At 41.1% G+C, this 24,628-nt stretch carries 24 protein-coding genes and 1 pseudogene; 19 read left to right on the forward strand and 6 right to left on the reverse strand.

The window, feature by feature from the left end:
- Window position 1 precedes the first annotated feature (1 nt).
- Both RMZ95_RS05255 and RMZ95_RS05260 read left to right on the forward strand, forming a co-directional pair.
- Window positions 2-220 (forward strand): hypothetical protein, encoded by a 219-nt coding sequence (locus RMZ95_RS05255; protein WP_322685379.1) that lies wholly within the window; start codon window positions 2-4, stop codon window positions 218-220.
- Window positions 210-572: a type II toxin-antitoxin system PemK/MazF family toxin gene (locus RMZ95_RS05260; protein WP_322685378.1), complete on the forward strand. Its 363-nt coding sequence runs from the start codon at window positions 210-212 to the stop codon at window positions 570-572. Before RMZ95_RS05255 ends, RMZ95_RS05260 begins: the two co-directional genes overlap by 11 nt.
- A gap of 578 nt (window positions 573-1,150) precedes the next feature.
- Here the strand turns inward: RMZ95_RS05260 and RMZ95_RS05265 are convergent.
- From RMZ95_RS05265 to RMZ95_RS05275, 3 genes are all read right to left on the reverse strand, one after another.
- A complete protein-coding gene (locus RMZ95_RS05265; protein WP_409882153.1) occupies window positions 1,151-1,972 on the reverse strand; it encodes an SIMPL domain-containing protein in 822 nt (273 codons plus the stop codon).
- A gap of 177 nt (window positions 1,973-2,149) precedes the next feature.
- Window positions 2,150-2,524, reverse strand: coding sequence for a hypothetical protein (locus tag RMZ95_RS05270; protein WP_322685376.1), 375 nt, complete (start codon window positions 2,522-2,524; stop codon window positions 2,150-2,152).
- Between the two features lie 507 nt (window positions 2,525-3,031).
- Window positions 3,032-4,120, reverse strand: coding sequence for an NAD(P)/FAD-dependent oxidoreductase (locus tag RMZ95_RS05275; RefSeq protein WP_322685375.1), 1,089 nt, complete (start codon window positions 4,118-4,120; stop codon window positions 3,032-3,034).
- Window positions 4,121-4,248: 128 nt separating this feature from the next.
- Here RMZ95_RS05275 and RMZ95_RS05280 point away from each other — a divergent pair, with 128 nt between their 5' ends.
- From RMZ95_RS05280 to RMZ95_RS05290, 3 genes are all read left to right on the forward strand, one after another.
- Window positions 4,249-5,091, forward strand: a complete 843-nt coding sequence (locus RMZ95_RS05280) for a YaaW family protein (RefSeq protein WP_322685374.1) — start codon at window positions 4,249-4,251, stop codon at window positions 5,089-5,091.
- Window positions 5,073-6,461 carry an O-antigen ligase family protein gene (locus tag RMZ95_RS05285; RefSeq protein ID WP_322685373.1) on the forward strand — a complete coding sequence of 463 codons (1,389 nt, stop codon included), beginning with the start codon at window positions 5,073-5,075 and terminating at the stop codon, window positions 6,459-6,461. Before RMZ95_RS05280 ends, RMZ95_RS05285 begins: the two co-directional genes overlap by 19 nt.
- A gap of 281 nt (window positions 6,462-6,742) precedes the next feature.
- A complete protein-coding gene (locus RMZ95_RS05290; protein ID WP_322685372.1) occupies window positions 6,743-7,255 on the forward strand; it encodes a hypothetical protein in 513 nt (170 codons plus the stop codon).
- Window positions 7,256-7,291: 36 nt separating this feature from the next.
- Here RMZ95_RS05290 and RMZ95_RS05295 read toward each other — a convergent pair.
- Window positions 7,292-7,342, reverse strand: a pseudogene (locus RMZ95_RS05295) (hypothetical protein); the annotation flags it as partial.
- A gap of 341 nt (window positions 7,343-7,683) precedes the next feature.
- Between RMZ95_RS05295 and RMZ95_RS05300 the strand changes: the two are divergent.
- The 4 genes from RMZ95_RS05300 (at window position 7,684) to RMZ95_RS05315 (ending at window position 11,350) form a co-directional block, all read left to right on the forward strand.
- The gene (locus RMZ95_RS05300) at window positions 7,684-8,205 is read left to right on the forward strand and encodes a Ycf51 family protein (RefSeq protein ID WP_322685371.1); all 522 of its coding nucleotides are present in this window, start codon (window positions 7,684-7,686) and stop codon (window positions 8,203-8,205) included.
- A 524-nt stretch (window positions 8,206-8,729) separates the two neighbouring features.
- On the forward strand, window positions 8,730-8,885 hold the full coding sequence (locus tag RMZ95_RS05305) for a hypothetical protein (RefSeq protein WP_322685370.1): 156 nt from the start codon (window positions 8,730-8,732) through the stop codon (window positions 8,883-8,885).
- Window positions 8,886-8,930: 45 nt separating this feature from the next.
- Window positions 8,931-10,121 carry an iron-containing alcohol dehydrogenase family protein gene (locus tag RMZ95_RS05310; protein WP_322685369.1) on the forward strand — a complete coding sequence of 397 codons (1,191 nt, stop codon included), beginning with the start codon at window positions 8,931-8,933 and terminating at the stop codon, window positions 10,119-10,121.
- The gene (locus RMZ95_RS05315; protein ID WP_322685368.1) at window positions 10,118-11,350 is read left to right on the forward strand and encodes an aspartate aminotransferase; all 1,233 of its coding nucleotides are present in this window, start codon (window positions 10,118-10,120) and stop codon (window positions 11,348-11,350) included. The genes RMZ95_RS05310 and RMZ95_RS05315 overlap by 4 nt, the downstream gene beginning before the upstream one ends.
- Window positions 11,351-11,878: 528 nt before the next feature.
- Here RMZ95_RS05315 and RMZ95_RS05320 read toward each other — a convergent pair.
- Window positions 11,879-12,283: a hypothetical protein gene (locus RMZ95_RS05320; RefSeq protein WP_322685367.1), complete on the reverse strand. Its 405-nt coding sequence runs from the start codon at window positions 12,281-12,283 to the stop codon at window positions 11,879-11,881.
- A 196-nt stretch (window positions 12,284-12,479) separates the two neighbouring features.
- Here RMZ95_RS05320 and ppsA point away from each other — a divergent pair, with 196 nt between their 5' ends.
- The 10 genes from ppsA to RMZ95_RS05370 all read left to right on the forward strand — a co-directional run bounded on the left by ppsA (window position 12,480) and on the right by RMZ95_RS05370 (window position 24,094).
- On the forward strand, window positions 12,480-14,993 hold the full coding sequence (ppsA, locus tag RMZ95_RS05325) for a phosphoenolpyruvate synthase (RefSeq protein ID WP_322685366.1): 2,514 nt from the start codon (window positions 12,480-12,482) through the stop codon (window positions 14,991-14,993).
- 3 nt (window positions 14,994-14,996) lie between these two features.
- On the forward strand, window positions 14,997-15,431 hold the full coding sequence (locus RMZ95_RS05330; RefSeq protein WP_322685365.1) for an element excision factor XisH family protein: 435 nt from the start codon (window positions 14,997-14,999) through the stop codon (window positions 15,429-15,431).
- The gene (locus RMZ95_RS05335; RefSeq protein ID WP_322685364.1) at window positions 15,401-15,760 is read left to right on the forward strand and encodes a XisI protein; all 360 of its coding nucleotides are present in this window, start codon (window positions 15,401-15,403) and stop codon (window positions 15,758-15,760) included. Before RMZ95_RS05330 ends, RMZ95_RS05335 begins: the two co-directional genes overlap by 31 nt.
- Window positions 15,761-15,906: 146 nt before the next feature.
- Window positions 15,907-16,530: a GNAT family N-acetyltransferase gene (locus RMZ95_RS05340; RefSeq protein WP_322685363.1), complete on the forward strand. Its 624-nt coding sequence runs from the start codon at window positions 15,907-15,909 to the stop codon at window positions 16,528-16,530.
- A gap of 216 nt (window positions 16,531-16,746) precedes the next feature.
- Window positions 16,747-18,339, forward strand: a complete 1,593-nt coding sequence (locus tag RMZ95_RS05345; protein ID WP_322685362.1) for a dolichyl-phosphate-mannose--protein mannosyltransferase — start codon at window positions 16,747-16,749, stop codon at window positions 18,337-18,339.
- A gap of 322 nt (window positions 18,340-18,661) precedes the next feature.
- Window positions 18,662-20,968: an ATP-binding protein gene (locus tag RMZ95_RS05350; RefSeq protein ID WP_322685361.1), complete on the forward strand. Its 2,307-nt coding sequence runs from the start codon at window positions 18,662-18,664 to the stop codon at window positions 20,966-20,968.
- Window positions 20,913-21,359 carry a response regulator gene (locus RMZ95_RS05355; RefSeq protein ID WP_100900409.1) on the forward strand — a complete coding sequence of 149 codons (447 nt, stop codon included), beginning with the start codon at window positions 20,913-20,915 and terminating at the stop codon, window positions 21,357-21,359. Before RMZ95_RS05350 ends, RMZ95_RS05355 begins: the two co-directional genes overlap by 56 nt.
- A 165-nt stretch (window positions 21,360-21,524) precedes the next feature.
- A complete protein-coding gene (locus RMZ95_RS05360) occupies window positions 21,525-22,688 on the forward strand; it encodes a hybrid sensor histidine kinase/response regulator (protein ID WP_322685360.1) in 1,164 nt (387 codons plus the stop codon).
- Between the two features lie 529 nt (window positions 22,689-23,217).
- A complete protein-coding gene (locus tag RMZ95_RS05365; RefSeq protein ID WP_409882154.1) occupies window positions 23,218-23,820 on the forward strand; it encodes a helix-turn-helix domain-containing protein in 603 nt (200 codons plus the stop codon).
- The gene (locus tag RMZ95_RS05370) at window positions 23,753-24,094 is read left to right on the forward strand and encodes a hypothetical protein (protein WP_322685358.1); all 342 of its coding nucleotides are present in this window, start codon (window positions 23,753-23,755) and stop codon (window positions 24,092-24,094) included. Before RMZ95_RS05365 ends, RMZ95_RS05370 begins: the two co-directional genes overlap by 68 nt.
- A gap of 304 nt (window positions 24,095-24,398) precedes the next feature.
- Here RMZ95_RS05370 and RMZ95_RS05375 read toward each other — a convergent pair whose 3' ends face one another.
- A complete protein-coding gene (locus tag RMZ95_RS05375; protein ID WP_322685357.1) occupies window positions 24,399-24,620 on the reverse strand; it encodes a hypothetical protein in 222 nt (73 codons plus the stop codon).
- Window positions 24,621-24,628 lie beyond the last annotated feature (8 nt).

Genomic DNA, 24,628 nt, shown 5'->3' on the forward strand with positions numbered 1-24,628 from the left:
TATGGAAATCTCAAATTCTACTCCTCAGAGAGACATACCACAGCTACAAGCTTCGGAAATACTTGTACAAGCAAAGAGTATCAGTCGTCGGGAGTTTATGAAATTGTCATTAGAAGAACGGCGATGCATATTAGCGGCACAGGCTGAGTTAATGTTATTACATTACGAGCAAGATAGAGAATGGGAGGAGTTACAGACAGGAGACTTGATTGATTATTAAATATACATCTTCTAAACGGGGTGATATTTGGCTTGCTAATTTCGATCCGACAGTGGGAGCAGAAATAAAAAAAGTCCGTCCTGCTATAGTAGTAAGTTCTGATGGTGTTGGCAAGCTACCCATTAAGTTGATTGCACCAATCACAGACTGGAAAGAATATTATGCTGGCAATATTTGGCACGTTAAAATTGAACCAGACAGTGCAAATAGTCTAACAAAAACTTCTGCTGTAGATATTTTGCAACTGCGCGGTATGGATATACAAAGATTTATCCGTAAAATTGGAGGATGCTCGAGTGAAATTATGGAGGAAATTGCTGCTGCTATTGCTGCTGTAGTTGAGTATTATTAGTGATTTGTATAATTCATTTATTAACGTGCATATTAAAACTATAGGGTGCGTCAACATAATGTAACGCACCTTGAATTACCTTACTATTTTTTGTTTTCTTTCCCGAAGTGATAGGCTCCTAAAGCAGCCCCTATTCCTAATACAGCAGGAGCAGCAACGCCAACAGCAATAGCAGCACCTCCTCCTACAATAAAAGCAGCAGCTCCTCCGGCCAGTCCTCCAGCTATTGATCCTATTTTTCCTGCATCTCTACCATTTTTCCTAGCTTCACGTTCATGTTCAGATAAGTTTTCATCATCTTCTAGAACTTTAGTAAATGCCGTAAAAATTTCCGATAAAGTTAGAGCAAAATATTTAGAGATACAGTTAGAAAAACTAAAATATTATTTAAGCAAATTTTGGGATATATCAAGAGAAAAATATGAAATATTATAGATAAAAGTCTGCAAAGTATGAAGTAAATAAGAAGCGCGATCGCACTTACCTATCATTCTTGATTCGACTCAGAAGAAAATAGTTAAGCGATCGCACTCCTAAATTTGACTATATAAAAGTGCGATCGCAGTAAATATAAATGTTTATTTCGTTGTATATGTTACAAAAATATCCTTTTTCATTTCAACTTCTGCCAGTGCTTCTGGATCGTAAGCTGGTGATAACAAAAAACTAGCAAACGACGGCAAAGGAACTCCAGTTTTAGAACTACATGAGGGATAAAATAATGTGTAAAATGGCTCGGCGACAGAAGGAGTACCAAGTTTAACTTCCATCGCAGATGCTAAAGCCTGGGCGCGGCTTTGAGCATCTTTCATCGCTGATTGATAAACTGAACTCTGCAAACTCTGGCAATCATTAACTGCGTACTCAACACCCACACTCTTGACAGAAAGGTTTTCAATTTGGCTTGTGGAATTGTTCGCTGTAGCAACAATTTCCTGGACGCGATCGCGCGTTGGTTTTTCTAGTCTCACCAATATCTTGGCGTTATTTTCACTGGAATTAGGATTAATTTGCACTTGAATTTTATCAGCCTTAATGCCTTTAGCAACTAAGCTATCCACTACAGGCTGAAGAGTTGCTTTAGTTAGGGATTTTTTGTTTGGTAAAGGTTCTGCTGCTGTTTTGTAATTAAAAAGTAGAGTTGGTGAGGATATGCGGCGGGTTTCTGGGAAGGATGATGGTTGCGTTTGTAACTCATCATTGCTACCTCCACTACTGAATACCAACTCAATATCCGCTGTATCTGCTGGCACTCTCACTACCCCTTGACCGATTACCATTAATGAATGGCGATCGCTTGCTGGTGGGTAAAACAATTGGGCATTAGTGACTTTGGGTGTTAATGCCCCTACCCCGACAGTCACGGTAATACTTAGCATTAGAGCAGTTATTTTTCTCATATCCTGGGAATATCCTTTGAACTTAGTGATTGTCAAAGTTTACACCTCAAGAGGAATCTACTTAAAAAAATATTGAGCTAATCCCACGACTAAAGGCTGTGGGATTAACTCAAAAATTCAAAATTCACTGCGGACGTTATTGATATCTCAGCAGAGAGCCAAATCTTGTTAGAACTATTAACCAAACCAGTGAGAGGGTTCACAAGCTGGTTGAACTGTTTCACAAACACGATGGCTAATCCAATCTGACTTTTCTTGAACGATTAGACAAATGCCTTGGTGAATCAAATTCTGTAAATGTAGTTGCTGCTCTAAGGGTTTACGAGGCAATTTGTAATAAGCCAAGCTTCCTTGTTCAGCCTCTGCTGGAATCTGTTCATCAGACACGACGCTGTAAAAGGAGGGAATGCGGTTGAGGACGAAATTAATTAGCTCTTGGCGTAAATCAGGAATCGCAAAGGCTTGTTGATATGGATGGGATGGATATGTATTCAAAATACTTTCAATTTCTCCCACTATTGATTGTTGTGTTAAATTGACTACCGTTTTCATGGTTTTTAAACTCCTTTTTTAATCAAGTCAATGGTTGGTGGAGAGAATAACTTTTTTAGATGACAAAGTCGTGATGACAATCAGTTAAAAGTAATTAAACTTACAGATGCAATCAACCCCAAAACTAGCCTCTTATCTTGGTACAATCTCAGACATTTGGTTTTGCTTATTTTAGTTAAAGTTTATACTGTTTTACAGCATTACTTATTAAAATAGCGTCCCATAAGCTGGTAAGTTATCAGCATTTTATATTTATAATCCTAATTATTTCAAATTTGTGCCTTTTTGGCAGAAATCTACATAAAACGCAGTACAAAGACTAGGGGATCAAGGTTAACAGCAGTTAAATAACCTGAATTAGGAACAAATTTTTCATTAAGTTAAGCTTTTTGGCTAATCTGCATCACTTTTTAGGTTCGCAGCAAAATTTGCTATTTCATCTAAAAAACTTATTTATTGCACTTTGATTTAGCAGTCAGAAAAATAGCGACTCACTGTAGTGCAGGATCAGTCTAGCGACAGATGAAATGATTGGGCAAAAACGTTTAAAAAGTTCACATTATCAAAAGATAGATGATGTAACTGATGATTAATTTCATCAGCCGCAGCTAATCCAGAAAGCATCGCACCTTCGACAAGATTGCCGCCACACCAATCACCACAGCAAACTAAAGGTAAAGGAGTTCCAGCAGACAAAACAGCTTCGTGCCAAGGATGGCTAGGAAAGGCATAACGCCAACGATGTGCTTGCATCCATTCGGGAGCATTCAGCCAAGGAAGGGACAGAGATTCAGCTGCTCGTTGCAACATATATTGTCCCGCAGGTAGTAAATCTTGTGATTCTAGATGACGTTGGGCAAAATCAGCGCTACTTTGCACCACAAAATGTGGTTGTTGAGGGTTAGGACGCTTGCTACTATCCAAACCAATCCATGCTAAATCAGCATCATCCACAAAAGTTAAGGCTTTCCATTGAGGGAAGGGTTGGGATGTAGAAGAATATCCCGCGATCGCACTAATTGAAGGATAAAATTCTACAGAACGCAAGTTATTAAGAAAGGCTGCATCCAATACACTCTCACCTAAAGATTCCAATAACATCACAGCTTGGGGTGCAGGAATAGCGACAACTATAGCTTTTGCGGTTAATTCTTCATTACTAGATTCGAGAGTCAAACGCCAGCTATCTTCGGCAGTTGGGGTAATAGCTATGACACGCTGATTCAGTAATATTTCTAAACCTGGAGCGAGGGATTTAGCGATCGCACTCATTCCCGCAGGCGCAACATAACGCGGACTGCGGTTTTTCGGTTCAGATAAAGGAGCGCCTGTTGTAAGTTTGTAAACCTCATCTGTCCAAACTTTTAGGATATGGTGGGATTGCAATATCTCCACAAAACGCCCCAATAATTCACCCTTTGGCTTCAGGTAACAAGCCCCATGATCCGCCAAAGTTCCATGCAAGCGGCGTGTAGCCAGTCTTCCTCCCAAACCACGCGACTTTTCCACCACTACCACCGAATATCCAGCTTGACTTAACTGCTGGGCACAGACTAAACCGGCAATTCCGGCACCAATTATTGCAATATCAGTCATGAGTCAATAGTCCTTAGTTATTCGTCCTTAGTCATTATTTATCAAATGACCAAGGACGAATAACAAAGGACAAAATAGCTAATAGTAGAATAAGGTACAGAAAGCTGCACGGAAGGGAGGAAGGGAAATTGGATGAAATGAGGGCGGCGCTAGAGTTAGCGACCGAAGAAGAATTGCAAGATTTAACGGCAATTTTATTTAGTCGTAAGTTCAATCCCTTAGACTATGTACACACACCCGAACCCATCGAAGTGCAAAGCCAAGACCGCAAAGCTTGGTTAGATGCACTAGAGGGCCGCTTTCGTTTTTTGGCGGCAGATGGGATGACAGTATTACGAGGACGCACAGGACAGGTAACTTACCGACAAGCGTTAGTTCAAGTATGTAAGTATCTAAAAATTCCCTATTCTCATCAGCTGGCAACTATTGATTTAGAAGCAGAAGTCTTTTTGCATCTACTAGGACAGGTGTGGAAAAAATTGCCGGAACAAGAAAAACAAAAATTGACTGTACAAGTGCAGCGCCAGCTGCTCAAATCAGAATTAAAACAACCTTTACCACTTTTATTACAACGCGACCCCTTGGGGTTACTTTTCAAAGGCGGTAGTGCGATCGCGGTTACTTCTCTTCTCCAGCCACTTGTACTGAAGCAAATTGCCCGTCAATTCGCCATCCACTTTGCTACTTATGAAGTAGCTAAACAAGCGGCGATTACAGGCACAGAAGCAGCTGCAACGCAATTTCAAAGCTATGTAGCAATGCAAATGGCACAACGGGGTATGACAGTGAGTGCAGCTCGTTATGGGGCAGCCCGCACGATGTTTGCCGTGATTGGGCCAATGATGTGGACTTGGTTTATTGCAGATTTGGGCTGGAGAGCGATCGCTACTAACTATGGTCGAATCATCCCCACTATCTTCGCCTTAGCTCAAATTCGCCTCACTCGTGAGGAATGTTGGGAGCCAGCTTGAACAAGGTTTTTGAATATTTCAAGTCTCGTTGGCAATCTTCTTGGAACTACTCTCTATGGGCACTGTTAATCTTCCCATTGAGTCCTTTTGTGGGGGCTGTAACTGTAGGTTTTGTCTCATTAATAACTTGGCTGAAACAATCCCGCAAAATTAATCGCCGCCCCCTCAACTGGGGATTTGCCCTGTTGAGTGTATTACTGATCGTGAGTGCTGGGTTTGCCCAAGACAAAACAGCAGCTTTCCTCGGCTTATTCAATTTATTACCATTCTTTTTACTTTTCGCTGCCCATAGCGCTCTGATTCAAACATTTGCCCAATTGCGGCAAATGGCTTGGGCTTTAGCGATCGGTTCTATGCCTGTAGCAATTATGGGCTTGGGACAATTATTTTTCGGCTGGAGTTTCAAGTTCGAGTTTGTCTGGGTTGTGTTTAGTTGGACAATCACACCAGGCGGAAACCCACCAGGTCGTATCGCTTCACTTTTCTTACACGCTAACACCTTCGCAGCTTATCTAGTAATAGTTTTCATCCTTAGTCTAGGGTTGTGGATCGAACAATGGCGATTAGGGATGAGGTCTTGGAAATTGGGCATAAAAGGCAGAGGGGCAGGGGGGCAGAGGGGCAGGGGGGAAAGACTGACTGCGCGCCAGTCTCCAGTTCCCTTTCTTTTCCTAACGTTGGCGGTAATTACAAATTTCATTGCCTTGATTTTTACCAACTCACGTAATGGGTGGGCGATCGCTATTTTTGCCTGTTTAGCTTATGCACTCTACCAAGGTTGGCGCATTCTTGTAGGTAGCGTTGCTGCGATCGTCTCTAGTATTCTTTTGGCAGCTTTTGCTCCCTCATCAGTCGCTCACATTTTTCGCTTCGTAGTTCCTGCCTTCTTTTGGGCAAGGTTAAATGACGATATGTATCCAGATAGACCAGTCGCTTTAATGCGAAAAACTCAGTGGGAGTTTGCCTGGTCTTTAGCTCAACAACATCCTTGGACTGGCTGGGGGTTACGCAGTTTTAGTACACTTTACAAAGCAAAGATGCAGATTCCCTTGGGTCATCCCCATAACTTGTTTTTGATGTTATCTGCTGAAACAGGTTTTCCCAGTACTTGTTTATTTTGTGGCTTACTAGCTTGGATTGTGATTACAAGTGTCCAATTACTGCAAAATTCAAAATATATAGATGCAGGAGACAAATTAATATTTTTCAGTTATCTTCTGTCCTTTGTTGGGTGGATTTTATTGAATACAGTAGATGTAACTCTCTTTGATTTTCGTTTGAATGCGCTTTCATGGCTAATTTTGGCTGCTATTGTTGGAGTGGTACATCGCGATCGCGATAAAGACAAGCTTGCATCTCGTCAAAATTAACTATTAGTTTTTTCAGTGTATGCACTGGGGACATTGAGAGTTTTAAGTTAATAAGATTGTTATATTCACGTCTGTGAGTGTGACTAATACCTAATTAGTCACTGTTGCTGATTGTTGGGAAGGTGTAGGGACATCCCTTTGGGGTTTTCCTGCATGACGGGCATCTCTTGTAGATGCCCTTTTGTATATTTATTATTTTTATTCAGTTAAACACTATTTTAAAAAGATTGAATCTAACGCAAGATCTGAAATTTTTTATCTTTGATAAAGGAATATAAAATATGATTGCTAAAATTAAACTAGGTCTTTGTAACCCACCAGAACCTATTTATTTATATGTGAAAAGCGGAGAATTAAACGGTGAATCCTACTTGTGGTATAACTACGATAACGATCAAACTATTCCTGTTTACAAAACAGGGCTAACTGGGTATATATCGGAACTTAAATTAACGACGAGAGAATATAGAGAAAGGGACAACAATAAGTTAGATATCTTTGTTAGAGCAGATGAAATTTATGTTATTAGGACTGGGAGAGAAACGAACTTTGCTAAAAGTTTCCTTTTAGCTGCATCATGTATCCAGGATTTTTCCAAGCCACTAATTATTGCTGCAACTGCTGGAAAAGAAAATGTAGTTTTTTGTAACCTCTACGACGCAGCAACTAAAACCAGGATTCACTCTGAATGGAATAGAGATGCTGATTGGCTAGCAATAATTGATAGTATTCAAACTAGGTTGCAGACATCTAAAAATTCCCATATAGTCTCTAGTGAACCAATACTGTTCTAGGAAAACTAGATAAACCGAGAGATATATTCGCGTTAACCAAGTCAAGACTCTGTATAACTGTTTCAATTGTTCTGACGTTGGCTCCATTCACCGCTAAACTTAGGCGAAACTCGATAACCTTTATGATCTGGTAGCAATTCTTTGTGAAACTGCACAAAATTAGGCTTGGTGATATATAGCGTTTCCCGACCTGCTGAGGTACTGAGTAAATCACTAATAAAATTAGGTAAGCCTCTGCTTACCTTTGCGTTTGACTCTGCGCTCCTCTGCGTTTAAAAACATTATTTCTGTACCTCACGTAACTAGAAATTGCTATAAGCGGCTTGAGCAAGTTGTTGTATCTATGCAACCTCACAGGTAATCGGTGTAAGCTCTCGGTAAAATGGGTGTGTCGGTAACGAAAAAAAGACGCCTCCATAACCAACCTTATGCTCACAACAGCTAACTTTTTTCAGTACACCCAATGGTCAGGTATAGCTACATTGGTATTTGCTGCCTTGACATTTTTGGCTTTTATTCTCAAATGGGGCATCCGCTTTCGGTTGGTGGGTACGACTGGCTTTATGCTGGTGGTGACTGCTGGTTTATTTGGACTCTCAATAGTCCCCTTGAGTCGGACTGTGATTCCTGGAGCAGCCCGGTACACTCTAGTTTATGACAATGGTTCAACACAAGCGGTGATTGCCACATCACCCCAAATTACACCCACACAATTAGAAGCAACTTTACGTCAAGCAGCTAGCAATCTTTTTTCTTATGGCCGTTCAGGTACACAGGAAGACGGAAACTTGACAGTTCGCGCCCGTACCATTATCCACCCGGAAACAGGGATTTCTGTCCCAGTTTACTTGGGTGAGGTCAAGCGATCGCTCATTTCTCATCAAAATTCTCCGGTAACAGTCAAAATTTACACAGACAATTTCGCCAAATTGCCAAAACCTACTGCTTAAGAGGCAGGGAGCAGGGGAGCAGGGGAGCAGGGGAGCAGAGGGGCAGGAACAGGGGGAGAAGAATTAATAATCAGTGCCCAATGCCCCATGCCCAATGCCCAATGCCCCATGCCCAATGCCCAAAGAACAAAAGTAAATTACCTGTTATCAGGATGACAAAAATTATTTTGTATTTACTGATACATTAATGGTTATTTTTAGATTAAGATATTCACACTTTAGTGGTTATACTGTGGGAAAAAGTTAATCAGCGTGGGGTAATGGGTACTGACAGTTGTAATTTGTCAGTTGTTGTCCTAATTGCCCCTGTTGCCATTTTCAAAATTCTTTGCAGCAAATCAAGGGATTGTAGGGAAATATATTTGCATACCTTTACATATATATCTGTAGCTAAAAATTGCATCAAATAATACAACCGCCTACACATTATCAATTCTCGATTGCTTTTCTTGAGAATCTGACAATGTTAATGTTAATTAATTATACGGTTATTCAAAACTTTGATAGTTCGGAATTTCAGACCAATGGGTATTTATAGATTCAAGCAATATCGTCAAACTACTCAATCAGTCGGCAACAGGACTTATCTATTTAATTGCTTGGTTCAAATCCAGATCGGCTGGGTGTCAGGTTGGAGCCAGCCAAAAACCAGTTTGGCAACAAGTATCCTCGATCGCTAGTCTATTTATATTAAGAAGTATCAAGGTTTTGGTAAACGAGATTATATGCCCAATAATTTTTCTACTCAACCTTCTTTGTCTACTCAAACCTCTAGTTCATTATTTACGCTCACAGTTTCCCCCGCAAAAGTAATCCGTGGTTCTGGGGTGTTGCAAACAGCCGCAGCAGAAATTGCCTGTTTGGGAAGTCGTCCCTTAATTGTGGCAGGTGAGTCTACTCTCGCTATCAGCCAACAAAATTTGCAACCAGTTTTAGAAGCGCAGCAGTTACATACTGTCCAAGCTTCTTATGGTGCAGATTGCTGCGAAGCTAGCCTAAAATCTTTACAGAAGAAGGCAAAAGAACATAAATCTGATGTAATTATCGGTGTTGGTGGTGGCAAAGCCTTAGATACAGCGAAATTAGTCGCACAACAGTTACATCTACCAGTGGTGACAATTCCGACTTCTGGGGCTACTTGTGCAGCTTGGAGTGCCTTATCGAATGTTTATTCGGAAGATGGGGCTTTTCTCTACGATGTGGGGCTATCTCGTTGTCCCGATTTATTGATACTCGATTATGACTTGATTAAAACTGCGCCACAACGTACCTTAGTAGCTGGAATTGGTGATGCGATCGCTAAGTGGTATGAAGCCTCAGTTAGCAGTGGGCATTTGCAAGAGACTTTAATTATTGCTGCGGTGCAACAAGCACGAGTTTTGCGAGATATCTTGTTACAAAAGTCAGCCGCGGCCCTGGAAGAACCAGGTAGTGAGGTTTGGCGAGAAGTGGTAGATGCTACTGTGTTACTAGCTGGAGTAGTTGGGGGACTTGGAGGAGCGCAGTGTCGCACAGTTGCCGCCCATGCCGTGCATAACGGTTTAACTCATATTTCTGGACATGGCAGTATTCATGGCGAAAAAGTTGCTTTTGGAATTTTGGTGCAACTGCGTTTAGAAGAGATGCTACAAGGCAATCAACTAGCAGCATCGGCACGACAACAGTTGTTAAAGTTCTACACAGAAATTGGACTACCCCAGAAATTAAGTGATTTGGGATTGGGCAATATTACATTAGGTGAATTGCAAACAGCCGCCGAAATGGCTCTAGTTCCTAATTCTGACATCCATCGACTACCGTTTAAAGTCGTGCCAGAACAGTTAATGGCGGCAATGGTTTCTACCACTGCACCTATAGATAGTAGAGATACTGCAAATCGAGTTTCGCCCAAGGGAATGAATGACGAGGTTTTATGAGTTTAAATTGGATTGTCCCAGCAGAACGCATACAAAAACTACCACCTTATGTATTTGCCCGTTTAGATGAACTGAAAGCTAAAGCACGGGAACAAGGGTTAGATTTAATTGATTTGGGTATGGGAAACCCCGATGGTGCAACGCCAGCACCAGTAGTAGAAGCAGCGATCGCTGCTTTAAAAGATTCTAGCAATCACGGTTATCCACCTTTTGAGGGCACAGCTAGTTTCCGCCGTGCCATTACTAACTGGTATCGTCGCCGTTATGATGTGATTCTCGATCCTGATAGCGAAGCCTTGCCATTGCTGGGTTCTAAAGAAGGATTAACTCATTTAGCGATCGCCTACATTAACCCTGGTGATTTAGTTCTGGTTCCTTCCCCAGCTTATCCGGCACATTTTCGCGGCCCGGCGATCGCTGGTGGGAAAATCCACAGTTTGATTCTCAAACCTGAAAATGACTGGTTAATTGATTTAGCTGCCATTCCTGAAGAAGTTGCAAGACAAGCTAAAATTCTCTATTTCAACTATCCCAGCAATCCTACCGCCGCTACCGCCCCCCGCGAATTTTTTGAAGAAATCGTTGCCTTCGCCCGCAAATATGAAATTTTGCTGGTGCATGATTTGTGTTATGCCGAGTTAGCTTTTGATGGTTATCAACCCACTAGCTTGTTAGAAATTCCCGGTGCGAAAGATATTGGTGTGGAATTTCACACCTTATCTAAAACCTACAATATGGCTGGTTGGCGCGTCGGGTTTGTCGTGGGGAACCGCCATGTAATTCAAGGTTTGCGGACGCTGAAAACTAACTTGGATTATGGCATTTTTGCCGCACTACAAACGGCAGCCGAAACAGCTTTGCAACTGCCAGATGTGTATTTGCACGAGGTACAACAACGCTACCGTACCCGCCGCGATTTCCTGATTCAAGGGTTAGGAGAGTTGGGTTGGGATATCCCCAAAACCAAGGCGACGATGTATCTTTGGGTGAAGTGTCCCGTTGGCGTTGGTTCCACAGATTTTGCCCTGAACGTGTTGCAACAAACAGGCGTTGTGGTTACTCCCGGTAATGCCTTTGGGGTTGCAGGTGAGGGTTATGTCAGGATCAGTTTGATTGCAGACTGCGATCGCTTGGGTGAAGCTTTACATCGCTTCAAGCAAGCTGGCATCCGCTATCAGCCTGAAGCTGTAGTCCCTGCTTCAGAAGCGATCGCCGATCTGGTTAGTTGATTAGAGAAAAAAACCAATATTACATGACTAAAATTTTTGCTGAGGATCTTTGAGAGCGTGTAACAAATACGATTATACGAAGCGACAGCTATTGCAAGTGAACTCTCTAACCTAGACTTTCAGGTTGAGACAACCCGTAGCTATATTCAATAGACTTCTTGCAGTAGTGGGGGAAGGGGCAAAGGTATGGAACTTTCCCTTCCCCTTTAACCTTTCCCAACATCTTGCAAAAATAACTTTGCAAGATGTGTAATATCTGCTGCCAAAAGTTAATGTAGCATTTATTACCCGCAAACTAGGATATTGAATGAAGACGGAGGGCAGTTCAAGTTTACGGAAGACTGCCTTCTGCTTGCTGTCTTTCTTAATAAATACCTAATCTTAAATCCAATATCTAATTTTTTTGCTATGGTGATCCCAAAGGAATTGTTAAGTGCTTACGAGATGTAAATTAAATGACTAATCAATAACTAAGTATTACTTGATACAAAAAAATAAATAATTTACTTATAAAATACATCTTTCTTGTTACTTATTGGGTTGGACAATACGCGTTTCAATATCTTCTAATGTTTGTAACAATAAACGATTTGCCTGCAATTTCCAACCCCATTTCTGAACTCTATAAGCTAATACAGTTCCAACTACACACGCTAACAAGCCTATGGGTTGATTTAAAGAAATTCCTAGTAACAAACCCAATCCAGCAATTCCCCAAAATGGTAAGGCTACTGCTTGTCTTTGTTCTTCTACAACTTGGGTAATTAGATTAGATTTCATCGTAGCAAGTAATGCCTCTTTCACTTGCTGCTGTTCTGTTACGGATACTGTTAAACCTATTTTACGGCGTAGTTTTTCTATTTTACGGGCATCAGTACTGTATTCAGTTAGTTCATCTTCTGCCATTTTCAGGAGTCGTTCTAGCTGCGCCATAATTTATTACATCCGGTATTTCGATCGAGTTATTAAACTGAATAATTGTTAATTTTTATTGCTTATAATTTGGTATTTTATCGCCAAATATCAAACTCCGCGACAGAACCAAAAATCTCAAGTTGAATATGGGAAAAATAAATATAGTAGCAGTTATGCACTTACAAATTGAGTATAAACTGAAAAGGTAATATTTATGACTACAGTATCTAAAAGCACTTTGTCTCTATCTGCCCAAGAGCGATCGCTCATTCTCTGGTTTGATGAAATTGGGATTGCTGATATACCTGTCGTTGGTGGTAAAAATGCTTCATTAGGGGAAATGATTCAACAGCTAACACCCAAAGGCATTAACGTTCCCACAGGATTCGCCACTACTGCTTACGCTTATCGTCATTTCATTCAATCAGCGGGGTTAGAAGCAAAGCTACGCAAACTCTTTGCTGACTTGAATGTTGAAGATGTCAAAAATTTACGAGAACGCGGCAAAAAAGCGCGATCGCTCTTAATCCACACACCATTTCCTGTAGAATTGCGCTCGGCGATCGCCACAGCATACCATAGTCTCTGCGAACGATACCATGCAGATACAGATGTGGCAGTCCGTTCCAGCGCCACTGCTGAAGACCTTCCCGATGCTAGTTTTGCTGGACAGCAGGAAACTTACCTTAACGTTGTCGGTGTCGAAGGAGTTTTAGCAGCTTGTCATAAATGCTTTGCTTCTCTATTTACCGATCGCGCTATTTCTTATCGCCACACCAAGGGATTTGACCACTTTAGCATTGCTCTGGCTGTGGGCGTGCAAAAAATGGTGCGCTCTGACTTAGCAACCTCTGGGGTAATGTTCTCTATTGATACAGAAACAGGTTTTAAGGATGCGGCACTAATTACAGCCGCCTACGGTTTAGGTGAAAATGTTGTCCAGGGGTCTGTCAATCCCGATGAATATTATGTTTTTAAACCAACTTTAAAAGCTGGTTTCCGCCCAATTATCGATAAAAAATTGGGCAGCAAAGAACTGAAAATGATTTATGATGACGGCTCCAAATTTACGAAAAATGTTTCGGTTTCACCCAGCGAAAGAGGTAAATTCGCTCTGAGTGATGAAGAGATTTTACAACTAGCAAGTTGGGCATGTTTAATTGAAGACCATTATTCTCAAGTCCACGGCATTTTCACCCCAATGGATATCGAGTGGGCAAAAGATGGAATTACAAACCAACTTTTTATTGTGCAAGCGCGCCCCGAAACCGTCCAGTCACAGAAGACGGGAAATGTGTTGCGGAGTTATCGATTGGTATTGGGGAATAAGGAATCGGGAATCGGGAATGGGGAAAAATCTTTCCAATCCTTAATTCCCCTGGTTACGGGAAGTGCAATTGGGGAAGCAATTAGTCAGGGAAAAGCACGCCTAATTTTGGATGTTCAGAAACTAGAACAGTTCCAAGTCGGGGAAGTTTTGGTGACAGAGAGAACCGATCCCGATTGGGAACCAATTATGAAACGCGCTAGTGCAATTGTCACCAATTCTGGAGGTCGCACGTGTCATGCAGCAATAATTGCGCGAGAATTGGGTGTGCCTGCGATCGTGGGATGTGGCAATGCTACAGACATCTTGAAACCTGGTCAAGAGGTAACAATTTCTTGTGCTGAAGGTGAAGAAGGAAAAGTTTATCCAGGCTTATTACCTTTTGAAGTTAAAGAAGTCCCTTTAGAGAACTTACCCCGCACCCGCACTAAAATTTTAATGAATGTGGGTAATCCCCAAGAAGCATTGAGTTTATCGGCAATTCCCAACGATGGCGTAGGTTTAGCGCGGACAGAATTTATCATTGCTAACCAAATTCAAATTCATCCAATGGCCTTGATTCACTATGATTCGTTAAAAGATGAATTTGCCAAAGCTAAAATTGCTGATATTACCGCACTTTATAACGATAAACCCCAATATTTTGTAGATAAATTAGCTCAAGGCATTGGTAGAATTGCCGCAGCATTTTATCCCAAATCAGTGATAGTCCGAACCTCAGATTTCAAAAGTAATGAATATGCCAATTTATTAGGTGGACGACAGTTTGAACCCCATGAAGAAAACCCAATGTTAGGTTGGCGAGGGGCGGCGCGTTACTACGATGAAGGCTACAGAGAAGCTTTTGCCTTAGAATGTCATGCCCTCAAAAGGGTACGGGAAGAAATGGGTTTGACAAATGTCATCCCCATGATTCCCTTTTGTCGCACTCCTGACGAGGGGCGTTTGGTTTTAGCAGAGATGGCAAAAAATGGTTTAAAGCAAGGTGTTAACGACTTACAGGTTTATGTGATGTGTGAGTTGCCCAGTAATGTGATTCTGGCTGAGGAATTTGCTGAGGTATTTGATGGCTTCTCGATTGGTTCTAACGATCTAACTCAATTGACATTAGGGATAGATAGGGATTCGGCGTTAGTAGCGCGATTGTTTGATGAACGCAGTCCAGCTGTTAAGCGAATGGTAAAAATGGTCATAGAAACAGCGAAAAAATGCGATCGCAAAATCGGCATTTGTGGGCAAGCACCCAGCGACTATCCAGAATTTGCCCAGTTTTTGGTGGAACAGGGAATTGACTCGATTAGTCTAAATCCAGATTCGGTTTTAAAGACAATGCTGGAAGTGGCAAAAGTCGAGGGTAGTAATACTTCGGCTACGCTCAGTACAAGTTCGTCATTCGAGTAATTTATGCCAGCTAAAGACCGCTACCACCAGAACGTCAAAAATGCCCTAATCAAAGATGGCTGGACGATTACCGACGATCCATTTCATCTGAAGTGGGGAAAAAGGGATATGTATGTTGACCTGGGTGCAGAGAAATTAATTGCTGCTGAAAAGGAAGGACAGTGCATAGCCGTTGAGATTAAAACTTTTCGCAGTGTATCGGACATGACCGATCTCGAACACGCGCTAGGGCAGTATCTTGCATACCGCTCTGTGATGAGTAGAACCAATCCCGATCGCGTCCTCTATCTCGCCGTTCGTGACGAAGTATACGCCGATATCTTTGATGAGCCAATTGCTAAACTTTTGATAGAAGATTACAAAGTCCATATCGTTGTATTTCAGCTAGAGCAAGAGGTTATTTTCAGATGGATACCTTGGAGCAGTACAGGCAATTAATTAGGAATATTCTGATCGATCGTACAACGATCCCCTTCAGCATTGGCAATATCCAATTTGAGACAGTTTTCGACAGCGAACAAGACCGTTACTTGTTGATGATTTTGGGAAGAGAACCAGCCTATGATTTATCGCCTACTGTGACTCGTCGCGTTCATGGCTGTCTGATTCACATTGATATTATTGATGGCAAAATTTGGATTCAACGTGATGGCACTGAAGAGGGGGTAGCAACGGAATTGGTGAAAGCAGGTATACCAAAAGATCGGATTGTATTGGGATTTCGGTCTGAAGAACTGCGGAAAGATTCAGAATTTGCCATTGCATAGCCAACGGTAGTTAAACTTCTGGATAATTGCCCATAGTATAGCGATCGCTATATTTTGTTTGTTAATTGTCTACAAAACTTTTGACTGCTCAACCATAAGTATCTTAGTATTTTGCAGAATGGCAATTTATTTTAGCCAAAAGCAAGATGACAAATCTTTTGGAAACCGAACGCTTGATCTTTCGCAGTTGGATACCCGAAAGCGATGCTGAACAAGCGTTTGCAATTTACAGCGATCCTGAAGTTACGCACTTTCTTGGTAAATCTTCTCGCGTCACAAGCATTGAGTCACAGCGTCAGCGCTTGATTGAAGGTATCGAGCGAATGCACCAACGCAACAATGGTACTGGAGCCTGGGCAATTGTTGAAAAGGAAAGTACAACAATTGTGGGAACTATCCTTCTTAAACAATTGCCCGACAAAGATGGTTTACCCACTCAAGATTATGAAGTAGGCTGGGAATTGCGGCGAGCTTCTTGGGGTAAAGGGTATGCAACAGAAGCCGGACGAGTTATGCTCAATTACGGATTTAGTGTTTTGAACTTGCCAGTGATTTATGCCGTAGTGAAGCCAGAAAATCATGGTTCAATCCGTGTAACAAAACGATTGGGTATGAAACCAATAGGGCAGACAAACAAGTATTACGGTATTGAACTACTCCTGTTTCAACTAGATGCACCTGAAGAGTGGAAGGGGAATAGAGGAGCAGTTCTTGAGCAGAGGGCAGGGGGGCAAAGGAGTGGTGTTGAAAGACTCATTCACGAGTATTAAAGACTCGTCGGCGAGTATTAAAGACTCATTCACGAGTATCAAAGACTCATCGGCGAGTATCAAAGACTCGTCGGCGAGTATCAAAGACTCATTCACGAGTATCAAAGACTCGTCGGCGAGTATCAAAGACTCATTCACGAGTATTAAAGACTCGTCGGCGAGTATCAAAGACTCATTCCCTATTCCCCATGCCCAATGACAAATGACAAATGACAAATGACTAAAAAGTGGTTCCGAATTGGGATGGTGAGTGTATTTCTTTTCTCACTCGCCTTAAGGTTTTGGGGACTGGAGCGATTCAACACTCTGGTATTTGATGAAGTTTACTTTGCCAAATTTGGTAATAATTATCTTACGCATACGCCATTTTTTAATGCTCATCCGCCGCTAAGTCAATATATGATCGGCATCGGCATTTGGATTGGCAGTCACATTCCTTTTTGGCACGATACGGTTAATGGATTAACAGGATCATTGCGATCGCCTTGGACTTATCGTTGGTTCAATGCCCTTACAGGCTCATTTATTCCTGTAGTTGTGGCTGCGATCGCCTATCAGTTAAGTTATCGTCGTACCTTTGCAATACTTGCAGGATTATTCACAGCTTGTGATGGTATTTTTTTAGTTGAGTCTCGGTATGCTCTAAGTAATATTTATATCGTCATTTTTGGTTTGTTAGGGCACTGGTTTTTATTATTGGCATTAGATAACCAAAATCGGCGACGTTCTTTTTGGTTAGTTTTAGCTGGCATTGGTTTTGGTGCCTCAGTTGGTACTAAGTGGAATGGTTTATGGTTTTTATCAGGTGCTTATCTCATTTGGATAGTAGCTTGGATAATTTATTTGATACATTCTTTCTCTAACTCTAAATTCTTTTTTAAATCCCCCTCATTAGAGCAGGAGGCAGGAGGCAGGAGGCAGGAGGCAGAAGGTAGGAGGCAGGAGTTAGGAGTTAGGAGTCAGCAGGTAGAAGGCAGGAGTCAAGAGGCAGGAGTTTCTACTTATTCTCCCTCATCCCCCTTATCTATATCATCTCAGACACCACTACAAAATTTAACTCAGCTAAATATTTTTCAAATGCTGTTTTATCTAGGAATTATCCCAGCTTTTATCTACAGCATCATCTGGATTCCTCACCTTCAACTAGATAAAACTTATGGATTTATTGCAGTACATCAGCAAATTTTGAAGTTTCATTTACATCTAGGTGGTAATAGCCCTAACGTACATCCTTACTGTGCTGCTTGGTATAAATGGCCTTTGATGACTCGACCAATGGCATATTATTATCAAACGGCTGAAAGTATTAGCGAACCCTTACCTGTGATGGGGCCGCCTTTACCTGCTGGTGCTGGACAAGTTATTTATGATGTCCATGCAATGGGCAATCCATTTTTGTGGTGGTTTGGTGTTGCTGCTATGTTGTTTTTAGTAGGGATGCTGGTGTCACAAGCGGTAATTCCTTGGGTGAAAGAAAAGCGTTTTTCTATGCCTGCAACTCTGAGTGTTGATACTTGGATTGCTTTGTATTTAGTTATAAATTATGCTGCGAACTTATTACCTTGGGTAAAAGTGACAAGATGTGTTTTTATTTACCACTATATGTGTGCAGTGGTGTTTGTATTTTTAGCGATCGCCTGGTTTGTCGATCGGTGTCTTTGGAGTTATTATCAACAACTCCGGGCGCTAGGTGTCACCATTACTTTTATCATTCTGGCTGCTTTTATTTTCTGGATGCCCATTTATTTGGGTTTACCCCTTTCTCCTAACGGTTACAAGCTGCGAATGTGGTTCAACTCTTGGATTTGATTGAAGAGCATGGGGCATGAGGCATGGGGTATTGAAATAATAACTCCTAACTTATTTCTCAACTTAACATAGCTATAGATATACAGAATTGTTTAATCACATGGTTTTCATATTTCTTATCGCTATGTAACTTTAGTCACTGTTAGACTTTTCAAAGCACAAGCAGATAAAACTAAGGCTGCAAAACGCAACACTAGGGCATGGGAAATTAGATACTAAGTAAAAATGGTGAATGGAAAATTATAAAATTTTTACATTCATCATTCTGCATTATTATAGATACTCTAGTTTTGATGCTCCCGGACAACACAGGAGGATCGTCATGGAAATGAACTTACAATTGCCAGGTATTAATTTAATTAGCTTGAAAGAGGCTCCGATTCATATTTCTAGCCAAATTCAGCCTCATGGTGTCCTGTTAGTCTTGGAGGAGCCTGAGCTAAAAATATTACAAGTTAGCACTAATACGCTAAAGATTTTCGGAATTGCTCCCGAAAATATGTTACATAAACAACTAGAAGATTTACTAGATCCCTTTCAAATAGAGAGAATTAAAACAGGGCTATCCGGGGAAAATCTTGATTTTATTAATCCCACCAAAGTTTGGGTGCGAAAAAAAGGTGATGAATACGTAGTATTTGATGCAGTATTTCATCGCAATACAGAAGGATTTTTAATCTTGGAGTTAGAACCTGCTCTTACTCAAGAAAATATCCCATTTTTAAGCTTTTATCATCTAGCTAGAGCATCTATCAACCAACTAGAAAAAACAGCAAATCTCCGGGACTTTTGTCAAGTTATCGTTCAAGAAGTTCGGAAAATAACGGAATTTGACAGGGTAATGTTATATAAATTCGATGATGATGGGCATGGTTCCGTTGTCGCTGAAGAAAAACTAGAAAGCTTAGAACCATATTTAGGGCTGCATTATCCAGAGTCAGATATTCCCAAACCAGCGAGAAAGTTATTTGCTGCTAATTCGATCAGAATTATCCCGGATGCTTATTCCCAGCCAGTCAAGCTGTTTCCTGTGAATAATCCAATTAGCGATCGCCCCATTAATTTAACCAACTCCATTCTCAGAAGTGCTGCTTCCTGCCATACAGAGTACTTGCATAATATGGGTGTTGGTGCTTCGCTGACGATCTCTTTAATTAAAGACCAAAAACTCTGGGGACTGATTGCTTGTCATCATCAATCTCCTAAACATGTTTCCTACGAATTGCGTAAAGCTTGTGAATTTTTGGGACGAGTCATATTTGCAGAAATCTCAGCTAGAGAAGAGACAGAAGACTACTATCACCGGATAAATCTGACACACCTTCAATCAATCTTGATTGAATACATGTCTCAAGAAGAAAACTTCATTGATGGTTTAGTTAAAAACCCTCAACATCTTTTAGATTTGGCCAGCGCTCAAGGTGCAGCCGTTTGTTTTGGGGGAAATTGTACGGTAGTTGGTGAAACCCCTAGAGAAGAAGACCTGAATTTTTTAGTCCAATGGCTGAAAAATAATGTTGAAGAAGAAGTTTTCTATACAGATTCTTTGCCACAGATTTATCCAGATGCCGAAAGTTTTAAAAATGTCGCCAGTGGTTTATTAGCTATTCCCATCGCCAAGCGAAATTATGTTTTGTGGTTCCGACCAGAAGTAATTCAAACTGTAAATTGGGGTGGCGATCCTAATAAGGCGTTTGAAGTTAACCAGTCAGAAGGAAATGTCCGTCTGTGCCCGCGCAAATCATTTGAACTGTGGAAAGAGACGGTTCGCTTAACATCTTTACCTTGGAAAGATGTAGAAGTAAAAGCAGCATTAGAATTGCGGAAAGCAATTGTTAATATTGTGCTGCGTCAAGCCGATGAACTAGCCCAGTTAGCCCAGGATTTAGAACGTTCTAACGCCGAACTGAAAAAGTTTGCTTACGTCGCCTCTCATGACTTGCAAGAACCACTCAATCAAGTTGTGAATTACGTGCAACTGTTGGAGATGCGCTATAGCGAAGAACTTGACGAAGATGCTCAGGAGTTTATTAGTTACGCTGTGCAGGGAGTTAGCCTGATGCAGACGTTAATTGATGACGTGCTGGCATACTCGAAAGTCGATATGCAAGCGATCGCATTTCAAATGACCGAGGTAGAGAAAGCCTTAAGTCGGGCGTTGGGCAATTTGCGTCAACGCATTAATGAAACTGGCGCTATTATCACCCACGATCCCTTACCCGTAGTTATGGCTGACAGCACCCAACTGATGCAGCTATTCCAAAACCTCATCGGTAACGCGATTAAATTCCACAGTGACCAGCCCCCACAAATTCATCTGGGAGCAGAAAGGATAGAAGATGCATGGCTCTTCTCAGTTCGGGATAATGGTATTGGCATTGATCCGAAATTTAGCGATCGCATTTTCGTAATTTTTCAGCGCTTACACACGCGGGATGAATATACTGGTACAGGTATGGGTTTAGCCATCTGTAAGAAGATTGTCGAATGTCACCGGGGGCGGATCTGGGTAGAGTCAGAACTAGGTGAAGGCGCAACCTTCTACTTTACGATTCCAGTTGGAGGACGCGAACTTGAGCGTAGAAACGGGAGAAAGACACAAAACCATCTTTTTGGTCGAGGACAATAAAGCTGACATTCGCTTAATCCAAGAAGCGTTGAAAAATAGTTCAGTGCCTTACCAAGTGGTAACGGTCAGGGATGGCATAGATGCTATGGCTTATTTACGCCAAGAAGGTGAATATGCTGATGCATCACGCCCTGACCTCATTCTATTAGATTTGAATTTGCCTAAAAAAGATGGTCGAGAAGTGCTGGCGGAAATTAAAGCTGACCCAGTGCTAAAACGCATTCCAGTTGTTGTGCTAACAACCTCAAAAAATGAGGATGATATTTTTCACAGCTACGATTTACATGTGAATTGCTATATCACTAAATCTCGCAACCTCAACCAATTATTTCAAATCGTCAAGAGTATTGAAGATTTTTGGCTCTCTACTGTGACGCTACCATCGGAGTGAGGCGGGGAGCAGGGGAGCAGCACTTCTCTACGAGACGCTGCGCGAACGGCTACGCTCAGTGACCAGAAAGCAGGGGAGCAGGGGGAGAATAACTAATAACTAATGACAAATGACAAATGACAAATGACAAGATAGAGCAGCAATAGGGGGTGAAACCTGAAGATTATGGTTGTGAGCTACTCAGTAAAAATCTTGTTAATTGAGGATAACCTAGCTTCTGCTAGGTTGTTACAAGAGTTTCTGACACAAGCCCAGTCCCAAGAGTTTACTCTGGTTCATGTAACGCGATTGGGGGAAGCACTTCAGGAACTAAGTAAATGTAATTATGATGTTATTTTATTAGATTTAACTCTACCTGACAGCCAAGGATTGTCATCTCTACCTCCTCTGATTGGTCAAGCGCCAAGCATACCAATTGTTGTTCTAACAAATACAAATGATGAAGAACTGGCAATTGAAGCAGTACGACAGGGCGCGCAAGATTATCTAGTCAAGCGCCAGGTAAATGTAGATGTGTTGGTTCGCTCTTTGCGTTATGCGATCGAGCGCAAGCAGGTTTTAGAATCATTACGCACTGTTAATGAAACATTACAAACTAGGGTTGAAGAACGAACTGCGGAACTCGTAAAAGCCAATGAACTCAACCAGTTCAAATCTGAATTTGTCTCAATGCTCTCCCATGACATCCGCAATCCGCTAAATACTATTCTCTTGGCTGCTGGATTGCTACAAAATCAGGATGAAAGATTAACTAAAGAGAAAAAACAAAATCATTTGCAAATGATTCGCTCGGCAATTAAAAACATGGCGCAGCTATTGGATGAAGTTACATTCATCGGCAAAGCTGATTCTGGCAGGCTTGGTTTTGAAGTTATCTGCTTAGATTTAGAAGCCTTTTGTCGCCAAATGGTCGATGAAGTGCGATTGATTGCAAATGATAAGCATCTGACTTTAGTGTTCGCCAGTTTTGGGCAATTAGATGAAGCTTTATGGGATGAAAGCTTACTACGGCACATTTTGGGCAATTTACTTAGCAATGCTATTAAGTATTCACTACCGGGCGGTATGGTGCGCTTTGAACTAATTGGTCAGGAAAAAGCGGTAATTTTCCGAGTTCAAGATTGGGGAATTGGCATTCCTCAAGAAAACCAAAAACGATTGTTTCAGCCTTTCCGACGTGCGGACAATGTGGGAAACATCCCTGGTACTGGCTTGGGGCTAGCGATCGCTAAAAAATGTGTCGATGCACATGGGGGCGAAATTGTAGTTAATAGCCAAGTTGGAGTAGGTACAACCTTTACCGTCACCCTTCCTTTACTAGAAGTTTAAGCGGTTACAGCAATTTTCATATATAGGGAATACAGTTCATTATTGAGGCACAATATATTTATTTGTGCCTTTACGTATGCGAGCTTTCAAACGAATTTTCATTCGTGGTAATGGCGACTTTGCGATCACTTTTTTCTCTGCTCAGAAGAAATTTATATTTACAAAAAATTTACTAAAATTTAACGGCTATTTTCGGAATTCACAAATTGGATTTGTAGCCTAATATAGGCTTACAAAAGGAATGTTTAAAAACTGTTGTCAAACATATTACTTAACTCAATTATTTCTTGCATAAAATAAAAAACAAATCGTAATAAGTATTACATCTGCAAAAAAATTAGCTTTTGCAATATCTCTAGAAGTAGGATATTGCAAAATTCTGCATCGTTTAGAAAACATTTGTGTGTCCACAAATCTAGTTAATTATACGTGTATGTCGGACTGTCAAAGTAAAATTGAAACAAGATACATAAAAGTAACTAACAGCAAGTATTTAACATCATTTCAACGGAAATTACTGTTAGCAAGTTTGGAAAAAACTTTACCCGAATCTTACCAACAACGTATTGAAATCATGTTGTTGGCAGATGAGGGAAAAACCCAAACTCAAATTTGTCAAATTTTGGGGTGTTGTCCAGCAACAGTAAGGCATTGGATGCACATAGCCCGAACAGGGATGGCGCACCAATGGCAAGATTGCCCCATTGGTCGCCCGAAGGCAATAAATGACGAGTATTTAGAACGTTTGAAAGAACTAATTAAAAGTAGTCCCCGCGATCATGGGTATTCTTTTAGGCGATGGACAACAAACTGGCTAGGGAAACATCTAGCGAAAGAATTTGGGATTGAGGTGAGCGATCGCCATATCAAGCGACTGCTCAAACAGATGGGATTATCCACAGTACCAAAATCCAGCAATTCTGAACAAAACAGCACTGAACAGGCTCAAGGTTCCAAAATTTTGATTAGTGACTTGAAATCGGCAGTTATTCCTGATAATCCCGAATTTTTACCTATTAACTTTGCAAAATTAGCAAAAGATGTAGACATTCATGGCGCAAGATATGTCCGCTCAGTTAGTAACTCTACAACAGTTCAACAAAATTCTGGGGCATTCTCTTTCGACAGATGAATTTCAACACTATCTTCAACAAGTTAAATTTATCAACCCGAAAGTCGGCAAATTCTGGCAAGGAACTGATGTTCAACCAGGAATCTATATTGCGATCGCAGCTCCTAATACCAAAGAAACAATCCTGCGCTCCATCGACCTAATGATTACTCTCAAGCGCCATATGCGTCCCGGCACTCAACTGTTTCTCCACACAAGAGAAGGGCAAGTCCACCTACTTATCCCAGAACTAGAAGGCGTTACACTATTACCTAATTCTGCGATCGCCTGGTAAAGTAACTAATAAATTAAAGTTTTTAGCTGTAAGTAATTCTACCTTAATCGGTGGTTGTTCTAACTGATTACATAATCCCTGTTCAATTAAATAATCGACAATATATGATAGTTTAAGACAAATGTCATAATTTTTAAATTTATCAACCAATTTTGATGTAGAGAAAATTGTGGTAGTTAAGTTACTACCACAACCTGTTTTTGCAAGGATTATTAAAACTAGTACCGCACCTTGGAAATAAATCATCCATTCCAAAGTAATCAAATATCTGCGGTATATAAATTACAAATTACGCCCAGCAGTACTAACCCAGTAGATAGCCGCCTAATAAAATTATCGCATCTCTCACATCTGTTGCTACTCCACTACCCGTAATGTTTTTCTGTTCTTCTTCAGACAGTTCTGAGAGTGAGTTTTGTTCTAAAACTTGTTTTCGTCTTGCAGATGCATTCACAACAGCTTCTTCAATCAAGTTCGTAATTTCAATTTGACTTGTGAGATATTTGTGATGAATGTTCATTGACATGATATTCT

Source organism: Nostoc sp. DedQUE07 (assembly GCF_034530975.2).
Lineage (GTDB): Bacteria > Cyanobacteriota > Cyanobacteriia > Cyanobacteriales > Nostocaceae > Nostoc.